Raw genomic sequence first — 14437 nt, forward strand, 5'->3', positions numbered from 1 at the left:
TTTCGGGGTTTGCCGGGCCTGGACTGCCTGGCCGGCAGCAGGAGTGCCTGGCCGCTGTTGCTCGGGCGACAGCGGGTCGGCCACGCTAGACTGGCCTTTTGTCTGGAGTCCCCATGGACCTCTTGTTTCTCGGCACCTCGGCCGGGGTGCCGACCCGGCGGCGCAACGTCTCGGCCCTTGCCCTGATCGGGGACCAGGGCAAGGGCTGGTTTCTCGTCGACTGCGGCGAGGCCACCCAGCACCAGCTGCTGCGCACCCCGCTGTCGGCGGCGGATCTGCGCGCCATCTGCATCACCCATGTCCATGGCGACCACTGCTATGGCCTGCCAGGGCTGCTGGCCAGCGCGGCCATGACCGGGCGCCGCCAACCGCTGCTGCTGATCGCACCCCAGGCGGTAGGGGACTGGCTCACCGCCACCCAGAGGCTGACCGCGCTGAACCTGCCTTTCGAGCTGCGCTTTCATGCCCTGGAGGGTTTTACCGGTGTCGCCGTGGGCGCCTGGGATATCGACGCCTTCGCGCTTTCCCATCGGGTGCCCAGTCACGCCTTTCGCTTCCGCGAGACCCGTCGGCCGCAGCGCCTCGATCCCGCGGCCCTGGCGGCGGCCCAGGTGCCGCGCGGGCCGCTGTGGGGCCTGCTGCAGGGCGGCGAGGACGTGCTGCACGAAGGCCGCCTGCTGCGCAGCGCCGACTTCCTGCAGGCGGCCCATGGCGAACGGCGGCTGGTGGTGGCGGGAGACAATGACGATCCCGCCTTGCTGGCGGAGGCCTGCCGGGGCGCTCAGCTGCTGGTCCATGAAGCCACCTACGCCCAGGCGCAGATCGACAAGACCGGGCAGAGCTGGGGCCACAGCAGCGCGGCCGGCATCGCTCGTTTCGCCGAGGCGCAAGGACTGCCGGCCCTGCTGCTCACTCATTTCAGTCCGCGCTATCAGGCCGAGGCGGGGCGTTCGCCCTCCATCGACGAGCTGCGCCGGGAAGCCGCGGCATGCTATGGCGGCCATCTGCAGCTGGCCGAAGATTTCGCGCGCTTTCGCCTGGATCGTCAGGGCCGGCTGAAAGCCCTGGACCAGAGCGGCGGGGCAGGGGATGGCGACCCGCAGCAGGAAAGAGGCTGAAACGCTTCGGTCTTGTCTGACCTGTTCTCCTTGGGCATAGTGCGAACGTTTATCAGTTCAGTATCCTTTCGATCCCTCGCACCTCGTCCCTAGGAGAAGCAAATGGCGGTGTCTTTCAACAAGGTCTCGACGCTGGGCGCCATGGCGCTACTGTCCCTGGCAGTGGCAGCCTGTTCCAATCGCCCGGAGGCACCGATGCCACCGCCACCCGCGCCGGCGCCTGTCGCCGCGCAGCCCGCCGCGCCCCAGGCGCCGGCCGAACTCAAGCGCATCGAGCTGGGCTACGGCGTCTACGAGCTGGCCTACAGCCCGGCCAAGCAGTCGGTCTACGCGGCGACCGCCCAGCTGACCAAGGGCGTCACCGGCGGAGTGATCTACCAGCTGGATCCAGCCACCCTGGCCATCACCGGCCAGATCCATACCGATCTGAAGAACTTCGCCCTGACCACCGATGCCAGCGGCGAGACGCTGTTCGTCACCAATTCGCTGGACGGCGGTCTCAGCCGCATCGACCTGCGTACCGGCAAGGTGGAGAAGCGGCTGAAATTCAACGAGATGGGTCGTGACGGCCATCCGGTCAATCCGCGTCAGGTGATCCTGCATGACGGCCTGCTGTATGTCGGCGGTGTCGGCGATCCGGGGGTGATCTGGGTGGTGGACGCCAAGACCCTGACCCTCAAGGCGCGCATTCCCAATGCCGGCAAGTGGGTGACCGGCCTGCTGTATTCCGAGGACACGGGGCGCCTCTATGCGGCCAACGGCAGTGGGGAAGTGCTGGTGATCAATCCGCGCACCCGCAAGATCGAGCACCGCTGGACCCCGGGCGACGGTGGCAAGTACCTGCTGCTGAACCTGGCCGAGGATCGCGCGAACCACCAGCTGTTCGTCACCGACAACTCCGAGGCCAAGACCGTGCTGGTCTTCGATATCCGCAGCGGCAAGGTGATCAAGCGCCTGCCGGTGGGTGACGCCCTGGCCATCAAGCTCAATACCAAACGCAATGAGCTGTACATCACCCAGCGCGAGACCGGTCGGCTGCTGATCCTCGACGCCACCACCTACGCCGAGAAAAAGGCCTATGACCTCAAGCCCAATCCCAACAGCCTGCTGGTCAGCCCGGATGGCCAGACGCTGTATGCGACGGTGAAGACGCCCTTCGACAAGGAATACATGAACACCGCGCCGGAAAGCGTGGTGCGCATCGACCTCTCCGCGGTGAAGTAAACCGCGCCGCCCTGGCTGCCGCAGCGTCCTGCTGCGGTGGCCCCGGGCTTTCCAGGCCCGCCGGCTTGCTCTTGAATGCGTGGGTCCCACCACCCAGGAGCCGCCACCTTGTCCGCGACCGATCTCAGCCTGCTTCCGCTGCTGGAAGCCTCCTACCGTCACTGGCTCGGCCAGCCGCTGCCGCGTCCCGCGGGATTACTTGCGGCCGACGTTCCTGCCTGGCTGCATGAGCGGGCACCCTATGCCCTGCTGGCGCACGGTACCGAAGGCGATCCGCTGTTCTGCTACGCCAACGGTCAGGCGCTGATCTGCTTCGGCTATCCCCGCGCCGAATTCATCGGCATGCCCTCCAGGTTCAGCGCCTCACCCAAGGACAGGGACGAGCGCCAGCGCCTGATGGAAGCGGTAGGACGCCAGGGTTATGCCTGCGGCTATGAGGGCTGGCGGGTCGACAAGGCGGGAGAGGCCTTCCGGATCCATGCCGGCGTGGTGTGGAATCTGCTTGATGTCGACGGACAGCGGTTGGGGCAGGCGGCGTTGTTCTGGCCGGATCCGCAGCGGATTGGGCAGCTGGAATGAGGTAGAGATCGTTGGGCTCGGCTGCGCTCGGAAGATCGGTGGATTCGTGGACAAGGCTGCGCCGTTGTCCACACTACGCCTAGCCTGACGGCGTAGGGTGGAAAACCGCGCAGCGTTTTCCACGCGAGGGTGATGCCAGGCTATCCCGACTCACCCCGGTCGGATGCTTCACTCGTCCTCGACGATCAGCACCACCAGATCCTTGGGCCCGTGGGCGCCATAGGCCAGTACCTGCTCGATGTCGGCGGTCTTGGACGGTCCGGAGATCAGCAGGGCGTTGGTCGGCATGCCGTCCTGCCAGCGGTGCCGTTGCTGCAACTCGTAGAAGTTGTCCACCACGGTGCTGGCCCGGAGCAGGGCGATGTGCAGCGGGGGCACCAGGCTCATCAGGCGCGGTTCCTGGCGATCCGGCCAGAGTACCAGGCTGCCGGTGGAGGCCAGGGCGCCGAGGGTGCCGGTGAGGCTGGCCGGGGTGTCGTTGAACAGTTCGGCCTTCCATTCCTCCACGGGGCGATCATAGGCCTTCCAGCGCGGTGAGCCGGCGCCCTGCCAGCGCTCCACCAGGCGCGCACCATGGGGCGTGCCGGGAGCGATCAATAGCTGATCCAGACCCCGTTCGGCGAGGACGCGCTCGACCAGCGCCGGCCAGTCCGCCGCGGTGGTCAGGTGGGTTTCGGTATGCACCGTCTCCATCAAGGTACGCAGGCGGGCGACGCGCTCCGCAGGTGGATAGCGCCAGGGTTCGGTCACCAGGGCTTCGTCGAAGGTGTCCGCCAGCGGCTGGGTGCCCTGCAGACTGCCGCGCAGCTTGGCGAGGATGTTGTCGCGGGCGCTCATGGGCGTTTCTCCAGGTGGTCGCGGGCCAGTTCGTGCAGCGAGCGCGCTGCCGGTCTGGGTGCGCTGTGGTGCTCCGTCCAGGGGCCGAGCTGGCCAGGGGTGAAGCGGCCGAAGCGGGTGGCCAGGTAGCTGAAGCCGCGATAGAGCAGCGGCGAGGTGTAGAGACTCTGCCAGGCATGCCAGGTCCAGCGCTCCCGGGCGGAGAACTTGCTGCCCTGGCCGCGCAGCAGGTGCGGCTCGGCATTGGGCGCCTTGACGTTCTCTTCGCGCAGGCGCCGCAAGAGCGCCGGAATCGGGATCTTGACCGGGCAGACCTCTCCGCAGGCGCCGCACAGCGAGGAGGCGCTGGGGTGGTCGGGCGCCCGCTCCAGGCCGACCAGGTGCGGGGTGATGATGGCGCCGATGGGGCCGGGATAGACCTCGCCATAGGCATGGCCGCCGATGCGGGTATAGACCGGGCAGTGGTTCATGCAGGCGCCGCAGCGGATGCAGTTGAGGGTCTGGCGCAATTCGCTGTCGGCGAAGGCCTGGCTGCGGCCGTTGTCCAGCAGCACCAGGTGCACCTCGCGCGGTCCGTCCAGTTCCTCGGCCTTGCGCGGCCCGGAGATCATGTTGACGTAGGTGGTGATCGGCTGGCCCAGGGCCGAACGGGTCAGCAGCGACAGCAGCGGTACCACGTCGCGCAGATTCTCCACCACCTTTTCGATACCGGTCACGGCGATGTGCACCGGCGGTACCGTGGTGGACATCCGCCCGTTGCCCTCGTTTTCCACCAGCAGCAGGGTGCCGGTCTCGGCCACGGCGAAGTTGACCCCGGAGATGCCGATGTCGGCCTCGAAGAATTTCTGCCGCAGCACTCGCCGACCGGTCTGGATGAGTTCGTCGACGTCGGTGGTGTAGGGCTCGGCGAGGTGCTCGTGGAAGAGGGTGCCCACCTGCTGCCGGTTGAGGTGGATGGCCGGCATGATGATGTGCGACGGCTTCTCGCCGGCGAGCTGGATGATGTACTCGCCCATGTCGGATTCCAGGCAGTCGATGCCCTGGGCGCCGAGGACGTGGTTCATGTCCATCTCTTCGCTGACCATGGACTTGCCCTTGATCAGCAGTTTGGCCGCATGGCGCTCGGCGATCTGCTGGACGATGGCGTTGGCCTCGGCCGTGGTCTCGGCCCAGTGCACCTGGACGCCATTGCGTGTGAGGTTGGCTTCCAGGCGTTCCAGCAGTTCCGGCAGCTTGGACAGCGCCCGGGCGCGGGTGCGATTGCCCAGTTCGCGCAGGCGCTCGCGCTCGTCGGCATCGCTCATGCTGGCTAGGCGCTTGGTCATCAGCGAATCCATGGCCGTGCGGAAGTTGCGTCTGAGCTGGTCGTCGCCCAGGGCCTGGCGGGCCCGCGTCTTGAAGGGGGGCGCCGCGCTGACGTCGGTGAGGGGGATCTTCAGCATCTCGTTCATGCGGCACCTCCGATACGGCGCCAGAGAAAGCTCGCCAGGTGTTCGCCACGCAGGGCGGCGCGCTGCTTTTCCAGGGCGCCGTTGATGTTCATCAGGCACCCGCAGTCGGCGGTGAGCACCTGGGCCGCGCCGCTGTCCTGCAGGGCGCGGGTCTTGTCCGCCACCATGGCGCCGGAGATGTCCGGCATCCGCACCGAGAAGGTGCCGCCAAAACCGCAGCATTCGCTCTCGTGGTCATGGTCGACGCGCTCCACGGCCTGCAGCTGGCCGAGCAGGGCGCGGCCGTGCAGGTGGGTCTGCATCTCGCGACGGGCGCTGCAGGAGGTATGCAGCGCCACCTTGGTCGGGGCGCCGCGATCCTGGTAGTCGACCTGGCAGACGTGCAGCAGGAATTCCGCCAGTTCGTAGGTGCGCTCGGCCAGATCCCGTACCTGCCGCAGGGTCTCGGGTTCGTCGGCGAACAGCTCGGCATAGTGATGGCGCAGCATCCCGGCGCAGGAGCCGGAGGGCACCACCACCGGCCAGGGCTCGGCGAACAGCGCCAGCTGGCTGCGCGCCACGGCGCGGGCCTCCTCGGTGTAGCCCGAGGTGTAGGCGGGCTGGCCGCAGCAACTCTGCGCCTGGGGGAACTGCACGCGGATGCCTTCGCGCTCCAGCAGGCGGATGCTGTCCATGCCGGCTTCGGGATAGAAGAGGTCCACCACGCAGGTGCCGAACAGATAGACCTGCGTCGGTTTCTGCGGCGGATAGGTCCGCGGCGGCGCCAGCGGTGGCGCGGTGCGGGTGGCGTTAGGGGCGGCGTTGTGGAAGAGGTCGTTCATCAGGCGTCACTCCGGGTTTGCCCGGTTAAAAGAAGACCGGCGGCGACCGGAGTCGCCGCCGGGAACCGCACGATCAGTGCACCAGCATGCCGGTGAACACATAGGCCTGTGCCAGAGTGATCAACCCGACCAGCACGGCGAAGCCGATGCTGTGGCGCACGGTGAAGCGGAACAGGTCGGACTCCTTGCCCACCATGCCGGTGGCGGCGCAGGCCACGGCGATGGATTGCGGCGAGATCATCTTGCCGGTCACGCCGCCGGAGCTGTTGGCCGCCACCAGCAGGGTGTCGGAAACGCCGATTTGGTGCGCGGTGGTCGCCTGCAGCGAGCCGAACAGGGCATTGGACGAGGTGTCCGAACCGGTCAGGAACACCCCCAGCCAGCCCAGCAGCGGCGAGAAGAAGGGGAACAGCGCGCCGGTACCGGCCAAAAGCAGCGCCAGGGTAGTGGACATGCCCGAGTAGTTGACGACGAAGGCGAAGGCCAGCACCAGTCCGATCGACAGGATCGGCTTGCGCAATTCCACCAGGGTTTCCCTGAACACGCCCAGGGCGGTCGAGGGCTTGATGCGGAAGATGGCCATGGAGATCAGGGCGGAGATCAGGATGGCGGTGCCGGAGGCCGACAGCAGGTCGAGCTTGTAGACCGCCGGCATCGGCGTCGGCGTGGCCACGATCGGCAGTGTCTTGAGCACCAGCTTGTCCAGGTAGGGCACCGGCACGTTGATCACCAGGGCATAGAGGGCACCGCCGGTGGCGAACAGCGCCTTGAAGGCCTTGGTGGTCCAGATCGTGACGACCACGGTCAGGATCAGGAACGGCGACCAGGCCTTGATCACGGTACCCAGGGAATGCTCCGGAGGCAGTCGGCCGCCGCCGCCGAAACCAGCCCCGCCACCCAGCATGGCGGCGCCGCCGCCACTGACCACGGCAGTGGCACCCGCGGTGGCCTGCTGCGGCTGGCGCAGCTTGAGGTAGCTGGTGAGGGCGATCATGGCGGCCAGCGACGAGGTGATGTCGGGCAGTTCCGGACCGATGAAGTTGGAAGTCAGGTACTGGAACACGGCGAAGGTGCCGCCGCATATCAGCGCCGGCTTCCAGGTATCCCGCAGGCCGCGCATGCCGTCCATCATGAACATCAGCCACAGCGGCACCAGCAGCGACAGCAGCGGCAGCTGGCGGCCGGTCATGGCGCCGATCTTGAAGGCGTCGATACCGGTCACCTGGCCGGCGACGATGGTCGGGATACCCAGGGCGCCAAAGGCCACCGGCGCGGTGTTGGCGATCAGGCAGAGTCCGGCCGCCTTCAGCGGATTGTGGCCCAGGCCCACCAGCAGGGCGGCGGTGATGGCCACCGGCGCACCGAAACCGGCGGCACCCTCCAGGAAGGCGCCAAAGCAGAAGCCGATCAGCAGCACCTGCAGGCGCTGGTCGTCGGTGATGGACAGTACCGAGCTGCGGATGATGTCGAACTGGCCGCACTTGACCGTCAGCTTGTAGAGGAACACCGCCGTGACGATGATCCAGGCGATGGGCCAGAGGCCATAGAGGAAACCGTAGCCGGCCGAGGCCAGTGCCTTGTCCACCGGCATGCGATAGACGAACAGCGCGATGAGCAGGGCGATCGCCAGGGTGATGGCGCCCGCCACATGCCCCTTGAGTCTCAGACCCGCGAGCGCGACGAAGAAGAACAGAATGGGCAGAGCGGCGACGAAGGCCGAAAGGCCGAGGCTGCCCAGGGGGAGATAGATCTGTTGCCAGGTTTCCATCGGGTGCTCCTTGATTGTTTTTGTAGGGAGTCGGCAGGACGGGGTTGCACAAGATCGCGACCTGTGGCAAAAATTGGTAAGACCAATTTACAAGGGCGACTTCACGCACGTTAAGCGGGGTCTTTGCCTCTGTCAAACCCCTTGCTGTGCGACTTTCGTCGGCCAGTACCGCCCGGCTGGCGGACGTCCGCCCCTGTCCGCGGCATTTTTCGAGGTTTTTCATGGGGTTCGAACCGGTCAAGCAACGTCGTCTGTCGGACGACATCGTCAAGCACCTGGAGGCGCTGATCGCCGAAGGCTCCCTGCGACCTGGCGAGCGCCTGCCGGCCGAGCGGGTGCTGGCCGAGCGCTTCGGGGTGTCGCGGCCCTCGCTGCGCGAAGCCATCCAGAAGCTGATCGCGCGCGGCCTGCTGCTCAGCCGGCAGGGCGGGGGCACCTATGTCACCGAGGCGCTGAACAGTGCCTTCACCGATCCCCTACTGCCGCTACTGGAAAGCCGCGAGGAAACCCGTCGCGACCTGCTGGAGTTTCGCCACACCCTGGAAAGGGCCTGCGCCTACTACGCCGCCCAGCGCGCCACCGAGCCGGACCTGGCGCGGCTGACCCTGGCCTGGGAGCGCCTGGAGGATTGCTACCGGCGGCGCGACACCCTGACCCGGGAAGAGGAGGGCGAGGCCGATGCGGCCTTTCACCTGGCCATCGCCGAGGCCAGTCACAACGCCGTCTACCTGCACAGCATCCGCAGCCTGTTCGAATTGCTGCGCCATCACATGGTGACCAACATCGGTGGGATGCAGGCGCAGCGGGGGGAAACCCGCGAGCGCCTGCTGGAGCAGCACCGGGCGCTGTACCAGGCGATTGTTGCGGGGGACGCGGAAAACGCGCGCGAGGCGGCGAGCCGCCATCTGGGCTATGTGCGGGAGGTTTTGGAGGAGGCTGGCGCCATGGCAGGCCGTCTAGCACGGGCCAAACGGCGCGATGAACGCTAAAAAAATCTGGCGAAGAACATCATGATGTCATTATGCTATTGCAATAAGTTATCCGTCCGCGGCTAAAGTTTAGCGTTCCAGAGCTGATAACCCGGTCACACCTTCCCGCCTTTGCTGGCGTTTAGACCGGTACCCTCCTGTGGAACACGCCTCTTCTTCGCCCTCGTTCATCGATCTTACCTTCACCCCTGCATTGCTTGGTGCCTGCGGTACCGGCGCGATCCTGTTCGTGGGCGGCGTGACGTCGACCACCCTGGCGCTGAGTGCCACCCAGGTGGTGCTCGCCGCCGGTCTGGGCTTCTGGCAGTTGCGTCGCGCCCAGGCGCGCCAGGCCGAGCGCGCTGCCGAGCAGACGGTAAGCCAGAGCCCGGCCGGCGGTCGGGACGAAGCCCTCGAAGCCCTCTGCGTGGCGGTACTGCCGGTCTGGTCCGAGCAGATCGAAGCCGCGCGCGCCCACACCGAGCAGGAAATCGTCAGCCTGACCAGTCGCTTCGCCGAACTGGCCAACCGCATCCACAGCGTCGCCGGCTCCGATCACGGCAGTGGCGATCGCCTGGTCAATCTCATGGCCAGCAGCCAGAACCAGCTCGACGGCATCCTGCACTCGCTGCGCGAGGCGCTGTCGAGCAAGGGCGCGCTGCTCAACGAAATCAACGGCCTGGCCGGTCTGACCGAACAACTCAAGAGCATGGCCAAGGACGTCGGCGACGTGGCGCGCCAGACCAACCTGCTGGCCCTCAACGCCGCCATCGAAGCCGCCCGGGCGGGCGAAGCCGGGCGCGGTTTCGCGGTGGTCGCCGACGAGGTGCGCAAGCTCTCCACCCTGTCCGGCGATACCGGGCAGAAGATCGGCGAAACCGTGGAAACGGTGAACGGTGCCATTGCCCGCACCCTGGAACTGTCGCAGCTCCACGCCGAGCGCGACACCGGCACCCTGAACCAGTCCGGCGAGACCATCGAGCAGGTCATCGGCACCTTTGGCTGCACCACCCGCGACGTGGTCGAGCGCAGCGATGCCCTGGCCGACAACGCCGCCGCCGTGGGCGGCGCCATCGCCGAGGTGCTGGTCGCCCTGCAATTCCAGGATCGCGTCAGCCAGATGCTCGGTCACATCCGTGACGACCAGGCGCGCCTCGAGCGCCTGGTGATCGACCGTCGCGCCCTGGCCGCCAGCGGCCAGCCGCTGCCGACCCTCGACACCCGTGGCTGGCTCGCCGAGCTGGCCCGCACCTACACCATGGCCGAGCAGGTCGCCGTGCACCACGGCAAGCGACCGGCCGCCGCCGCTGCCGAATCCGATATCACGTTCTTTTAAGGAAAGCTGTCATGAGCAACAAGACCATTCTGATCGTCGACGACTCCATCTCCATCCGCCAGGTGGTGTCCATGACCCTGAAAAGCGCGGGCTATGACGTCATCGAAGGCTGCGACGGCCGCGATGCCCTGACCAAGCTGGACGGTCGCAAGGTGCACCTGATCATCAGCGACGTGAACATGCCCAACATGGACGGCATCACCTTCGTTACCGCGGCCAAGAAGCTGCCGGCCTACAGGTTCACCCCGGTGATCATGCTCACCACCGAATCCGATGCCGCCAAGAAGGCCGCCGGCCAGGCCGCCGGTGCCAAGGCCTGGATGGTCAAGCCGTTCCAGCCGGCGCAGATGCTGGCGGCGGTTTCCAAGCTGATCATGCCCTGATGGCCCTGGAGGCTGCCCCCATGAACGATGCCGTTCGTACCCGCTTGCCCATTACCGGGCCGCTGACCATCTACACCGCGGCCGACAGCAAGCCGCTGCTGATGGAGCCCCTGACCGCCGGGGTCACCGTGGCGCTGGAACTGGCCGAGGTCGATGAATTCGACTCCGCCGGTCTGCAGTTGCTGCTGCTGGCCCACCGGGAGGCGCGGCGTCTGGGCGGCAGCCTGGAACTGGTCGATCCCAGCCCCGCCGTCACCGAACTGCTGGAGCTGGCGGGTCTTGCCGACTTCTTTACCGCGGCCGCCGCGGAAGGTGTTGCCGCATGAACATGGACGAGATCCTCAAGACCTTCATCGCCGAGAGCGAGGAATTGCTGCAGCAGATGGAAGCCGCGCTGCTGCAGATCGAGCAGGCGCCGGATGATGTCGAGCTGATCAATGCCATCTTCCGCGCCGCCCACACCATCAAGGGTTCGGCCGGTCTGTTCGGTCTGGACCATGTGGTGGCCTTCACCCATGTCGCCGAAAGCGTGCTCGACCGGATCCGCAGCAACGAGCTGGCCTTCGACGAGACCCTGTCGGCGCTGTTCTTGGAGGTCTGCGACCACCTCAACGGCCTGATCGCCCGGGTGGCGTCCGGCAGCGAGCCGGAGCCCGACTTCCAGGCCGCCGGCGCCGTGCTGGTGCAGCGCCTGGAGCACTATCTGCAGCCGAGCGCCAAGGCGGCCCAGCCGGCCGCCGCCGTCCGTACCCTGGTGGCACCGGTCGATGGCGTGGCCGCCGGCCACTGGCACCTGTCGCTGCGCTTCGGTCCGGACATGCTGCGCAACGGCATGGATCCGCTGGCCTTCGTGCGCTACCTCAACAGCTTTGGCCGCATCGTCAACATCGTCACCCTGACCGATGCCATCCCGGCCGCGGCGGACATGGATCCGGAGACCTGCTACCTGGGCTTCGAGGTCGCCTTCGACAGCGACGCCGACAAGGCGACCATCGAGGCGGCCTTCGAATTCGTCCGCGAAGACAGCCAGATCCGCATCCTGCCGCCGCACAGCCGCAGCAGCGACTACTGCCAGCTGATCGACGACCTGGCCGAGGAAGACCTGCGCCTGGGCGAGATCCTGGTGCGCTGCGGCACCCTGACCGCCACCGAGCTGGACGAGGTGCTGCGCCGCCAGGCCGATCCGGCGACGCCGCGCCAGCCCATCGGCGAAGCCCTGGTGGAGGCCCAGCTGGTCAATCCGCCGGTGGTGGATGCGGCCCTGAACAAGCAGCGCAAGATCAAGGAGCAGAGCGCCCCGGCCGGCGAAGGCCAGTTGATCCGTATCGACGCGACCAAGCTCGACCAGCTGATCGACCTCATCGGCGAGCTGATCATCGCCGGTGCCGGGACCCAGCTGATCGCCCAGCAGAGCGGCCTGGCGGCTCTAGTGGAATCCACCGGGGTGCTGTCGCGCCTGGTGGAAGAGGTGCGGGACACCGCCCTGACCCTGCGCATGGTGCAGATCGGGACCACCTTCAACCGCTTCCAGCGCGTGGTCCGCGACGTCTCCAAGGAGATCGGCAAGGACATCGCCCTGCGCATCAGCGGCGGCGAGACCGAGCTGGACAAGACCGTGGTGGAAAAGATCGGCGATCCGCTGACCCACCTGATCCGCAACGCCATGGACCACGGCATCGAGTCCGCCGAGCTGCGCCTGGCGCGCGGCAAGCCGGCCCAGGGCACCGTGGGGCTGAACGCCTATCACGAGGCCAGCAGCATCGTCATCCAGGTCACCGACGACGGCGGCGGTCTGTCACGCGAGCGCATCCTGCGCAAGGCGACCGAGCGCGGCCTGATCGCCGAAGGCCAGGTGCTGGCCGACAAGGACGTGTTCAACCTGATCTTCGAGCCGGGCTTCTCCACCGCCGAGCAGATCAGCAACCTGTCCGGGCGCGGCGTCGGCATGGACGTGGTGAAAAAGAACATCACCGCCCTGCGCGGCAGCGTCGACCTCACCAGCGAGGAAGGCCGTGGCACCACGGTGACCATCCGCCTGCCGTTGACCCTGGCGATCATCGACGGCTTCCTCATCGGCGTCGGCAAGGCCACCTACGTGGTGCCCCTGGAAGCGGTGGAGGAGTGCATCGAGCTGACCGAGGCGGCCAGCGTCCAGGCCAACGGCAACGACTACCTCGACCTGCGCGGCGAGGTGCTACCGGTGCTGCGCCTGCGCCAGCTGTTCACCATCGAGGAAGCCCCGCCGCGGCGGCAGAACGTGGTGGTGGTGCGCTATGCTGGCCAGCGCGCCGGTCTGGTGGTCGATCAGCTGCTCGGCGAATTCCAGACCGTGATCAAGCCGCTCGGTCCACTGTTCGGCCACAACCGCAGCCTCGGCGGTTTCACCATCCTGGGTACCGGCGCCGTGGCGCTGATTCTCAACGTGCCCGGCCTGATTGGCGAGGCCGCGTCCACTGGCACCGCTGCTCCGGCACACGCTCCCGTGCTGACCTGACCTTACCTGACCGACAAGGATTTAAAGTCCATGACCGTTACCAAACGCATGTCCCTGCTGGTCCTCTCCGCGCTGCTGGGGATCATTCTCCTGGCAGGGCTGGCCTACTACCAGTTGCACCAGGTCTTCGAGCGGGCCAATTTCGGCAACGACGATACCGTGCCGGCCATTCTCGGCATCGACGCCGTCGACGCTCATTCCGCCGATGTCATCACCAACATCTATCGCCATCTCGCCGCCGATGGCGAAGCTGCCACCCAGAAGGCCGAAAAGGAACTCAGCGAATCGCAGCGGCTGACCGATGAGGCGCTCAAGGCTTACGAAGGGCAGATCTCCGACGATACCGACAAGCGTCTGTGGGAAGACGACAAGCAGGCGATCGCCGCGCTCAATCAGCTCGCGGCCAAGGTGATCCCGCTGTCGCGCGCCAGCCAGGATGACGAGGTCAAGCGGCTGCTGGGCGAAAACCAGGAGATCATCACCCATGTGGGTGATGTCCTCGACGCTCACCGCCTCTATAACCAGAAGCTGGGAACTGAGCAGTCCCACCTGGCGGAGGGCACGCTCAATCAGGCCACGCTGCTGTCGGTCGGCATCTCCCTGGCCACCCTGCTGCTGATCGGCCTGCTCGGCTTCTTCATCACCCGCAACCTGCTGCGCCAGCTCGGCGGCGAGCCGGCCGAGGTGGCCAAGGTCGCCAACCGCACCGCCGCGGGCGACCTGCCCGACGATCTGCAGCTGCGCGCCGGCGACGATTCCAGCCTGATGGCCGCCATGCAGCGCATGGTGGTGACCCTGCGCGGTCTGGTGCAGGAGATGAGCACCATGGCCAGCGAGCACGATCGCGGCGAGACCGACAAACGCATTCCGCTGGAGCGCTTCCAGGGCACCTTCCGTAACGTCGCCGAAGGCGTCAATGCCATGGTCGCCGGTCACCTGAGCGATTCGGCCAAGGCCATGGCCTGCGTCAAAAGCTTCGGCGAAGGCGATCTGGCCGCGCCGCTGGAGCGTTTCCCCGGCAAGAAGGCGGTCATCAACGACAACCTCGAGCAGGTGCGCGACAACATCCAGCTGCTGGTCGCGGAGATGGTGCAGCTGTCCGCCGCCCATGATCGGGGCGAGACCGATGCCCGGATCCCCGTCGAGCGCTTCCAGGGCACCTTCCGCGGCATGGCCGAAGGCGTCAACGCCATGGTCGCCGGCCACCTGAGCGATTCCGCCAAGGCCATGGCCTGCGTCAAGCGCTTTGGCGAAGGCGATCTGTCGGTGCAGCTGGAGCGCTTCCCCGGCCAGAAAGCGGTCATCAACGACAATCTCGAGCAGGTCCGCGGCAACATCCAGCGCCTGGTCGAAGATGCCAATCTGCTGAGCCAGGCGGCCATGGCCGGGCGTCTCGACACCCGCGCCGATGCCAGTGCCCACCAGGGCGATTTCCGCCGCATCGTCGCCGGCATCAAC

General features: G+C 66.8%; 13 protein-coding genes. 9 read left to right on the plus strand and 4 right to left on the minus strand.

From position 1 onward, the window contains the following. The first annotated feature begins 113 nt into the window (after nucleotides 1-113). From GSQ95_RS03490 to GSQ95_RS03500, 3 genes are all read left to right on the plus strand, one after another. Nucleotides 114-1118 (plus strand): ribonuclease Z, encoded by a 1005-nt coding sequence (locus tag GSQ95_RS03490; protein ID WP_158896526.1) that lies wholly within the window; start codon nucleotides 114-116, stop codon nucleotides 1116-1118. 102 nt (nucleotides 1119-1220) lie between these two features. After that, nucleotides 1221-2342: a YncE family protein gene (locus GSQ95_RS03495; protein ID WP_158896527.1), complete on the plus strand. Its 1122-nt coding sequence runs from the start codon at nucleotides 1221-1223 to the stop codon at nucleotides 2340-2342. A 108-nt stretch (nucleotides 2343-2450) separates the two neighbouring features. Further along, entirely contained in the window at nucleotides 2451-2921 is a 471-nt protein-coding gene (locus tag GSQ95_RS03500; RefSeq protein ID WP_158896528.1) for an MEKHLA domain-containing protein, read from the plus strand. Between the two features lie 168 nt (nucleotides 2922-3089). Here GSQ95_RS03500 and GSQ95_RS03505 read toward each other — a convergent pair whose 3' ends face one another. The 4 genes from GSQ95_RS03505 to GSQ95_RS03520 all read right to left on the minus strand — a co-directional run bounded on the left by GSQ95_RS03505 (nucleotide 3090) and on the right by GSQ95_RS03520 (nucleotide 7798). Beyond that, a complete protein-coding gene (locus GSQ95_RS03505) occupies nucleotides 3090-3758 on the minus strand; it encodes a lactate utilization protein C (RefSeq protein WP_158896529.1) in 669 nt (222 codons plus the stop codon). Beyond that, nucleotides 3755-5209 carry a LutB/LldF family L-lactate oxidation iron-sulfur protein gene (locus GSQ95_RS03510; protein ID WP_158896530.1) on the minus strand — a complete coding sequence of 485 codons (1455 nt, stop codon included), beginning with the start codon at nucleotides 5207-5209 and terminating at the stop codon, nucleotides 3755-3757. Before GSQ95_RS03510 ends, GSQ95_RS03505 begins: the two co-directional genes overlap by 4 nt. Continuing rightward, nucleotides 5206-6030 carry a (Fe-S)-binding protein gene (locus GSQ95_RS03515; protein WP_158896531.1) on the minus strand — a complete coding sequence of 275 codons (825 nt, stop codon included), beginning with the start codon at nucleotides 6028-6030 and terminating at the stop codon, nucleotides 5206-5208. The genes GSQ95_RS03510 and GSQ95_RS03515 overlap by 4 nt, the downstream gene beginning before the upstream one ends. 73 nt (nucleotides 6031-6103) lie before the next feature. Beyond that, a complete protein-coding gene (locus GSQ95_RS03520) occupies nucleotides 6104-7798 on the minus strand; it encodes a lactate permease LctP family transporter (RefSeq protein ID WP_158896532.1) in 1695 nt (564 codons plus the stop codon). 221 nt (nucleotides 7799-8019) lie between these two features. Between GSQ95_RS03520 and GSQ95_RS03525 the strand changes: the two genes are divergently transcribed. The 6 genes from GSQ95_RS03525 to GSQ95_RS03550 form a co-directional block, all read left to right on the plus strand. Then, entirely contained in the window at nucleotides 8020-8787 is a 768-nt protein-coding gene (locus GSQ95_RS03525) for an FCD domain-containing protein (RefSeq protein ID WP_158896533.1), read from the plus strand. A 565-nt stretch (nucleotides 8788-9352) separates the two neighbouring features. After that, nucleotides 9353-10102 carry a methyl-accepting chemotaxis protein gene (locus GSQ95_RS27030; protein WP_256664468.1) on the plus strand — a complete coding sequence of 250 codons (750 nt, stop codon included), beginning with the start codon at nucleotides 9353-9355 and terminating at the stop codon, nucleotides 10100-10102. Between the two features lie 11 nt (nucleotides 10103-10113). Beyond that, nucleotides 10114-10485, plus strand: a complete 372-nt coding sequence (locus GSQ95_RS03535; RefSeq protein WP_133859381.1) for a response regulator — start codon at nucleotides 10114-10116, stop codon at nucleotides 10483-10485. Between the two features lie 20 nt (nucleotides 10486-10505). Beyond that, the gene (locus GSQ95_RS03540) at nucleotides 10506-10811 is read left to right on the plus strand and encodes an STAS domain-containing protein (RefSeq protein WP_158896534.1); all 306 of its coding nucleotides are present in this window, start codon (nucleotides 10506-10508) and stop codon (nucleotides 10809-10811) included. After that, the gene (locus GSQ95_RS03545; RefSeq protein WP_158896535.1) at nucleotides 10808-12979 is read left to right on the plus strand and encodes a chemotaxis protein CheA; all 2172 of its coding nucleotides are present in this window, start codon (nucleotides 10808-10810) and stop codon (nucleotides 12977-12979) included. The genes GSQ95_RS03540 and GSQ95_RS03545 overlap by 4 nt, the downstream gene beginning before the upstream one ends. 30 nt (nucleotides 12980-13009) lie before the next feature. After that, nucleotides 13010-14437: MCP four helix bundle domain-containing protein (locus GSQ95_RS03550; protein ID WP_178123832.1), on the plus strand; the 1428-nt coding region annotated here is incomplete at its 3' end.

The organism is Pseudomonas sp. BAV 4579 (genome assembly GCF_009765395.1).
Classification (GTDB): domain Bacteria; phylum Pseudomonadota; class Gammaproteobacteria; order Pseudomonadales; family Pseudomonadaceae; genus Chryseomonas; species Chryseomonas aestiva.

Excerpts from the sequence above, each read along its gene's own strand:
- GSQ95_RS03525 (WP_158896533.1), top strand. The coding sequence starts at position 8,020 with ATGGGGTTCGAACCGGTCAAGCAACGTCGTCTGTCGGACGACATCGTC.
- GSQ95_RS03515 (WP_158896531.1), bottom strand. The coding sequence starts at position 6,030 with ATGAACGACCTCTTCCACAACGCCGCCCCTAACGCCACCCGCACCGCG.
- GSQ95_RS03510 (WP_158896530.1), bottom strand. The coding sequence starts at position 5,209 with ATGAACGAGATGCTGAAGATCCCCCTCACCGACGTCAGCGCGGCGCCC.
- GSQ95_RS27030 (WP_256664468.1), top strand. The coding sequence starts at position 9,353 with ATGGCCAGCAGCCAGAACCAGCTCGACGGCATCCTGCACTCGCTGCGC.
- GSQ95_RS03540 (WP_158896534.1), top strand. The coding sequence starts at position 10,506 with ATGAACGATGCCGTTCGTACCCGCTTGCCCATTACCGGGCCGCTGACC.
- GSQ95_RS03535 (WP_133859381.1), top strand. The coding sequence starts at position 10,114 with ATGAGCAACAAGACCATTCTGATCGTCGACGACTCCATCTCCATCCGC.
- GSQ95_RS03520 (WP_158896532.1), bottom strand. The coding sequence starts at position 7,798 with ATGGAAACCTGGCAACAGATCTATCTCCCCCTGGGCAGCCTCGGCCTT.
- GSQ95_RS03505 (WP_158896529.1), bottom strand. The coding sequence starts at position 3,758 with ATGAGCGCCCGCGACAACATCCTCGCCAAGCTGCGCGGCAGTCTGCAG.
- GSQ95_RS03490 (WP_158896526.1), top strand. The coding sequence starts at position 114 with ATGGACCTCTTGTTTCTCGGCACCTCGGCCGGGGTGCCGACCCGGCGG.
- GSQ95_RS03545 (WP_158896535.1), top strand. The coding sequence starts at position 10,808 with ATGAACATGGACGAGATCCTCAAGACCTTCATCGCCGAGAGCGAGGAA.
- GSQ95_RS03495 (WP_158896527.1), top strand. The coding sequence starts at position 1,221 with ATGGCGGTGTCTTTCAACAAGGTCTCGACGCTGGGCGCCATGGCGCTA.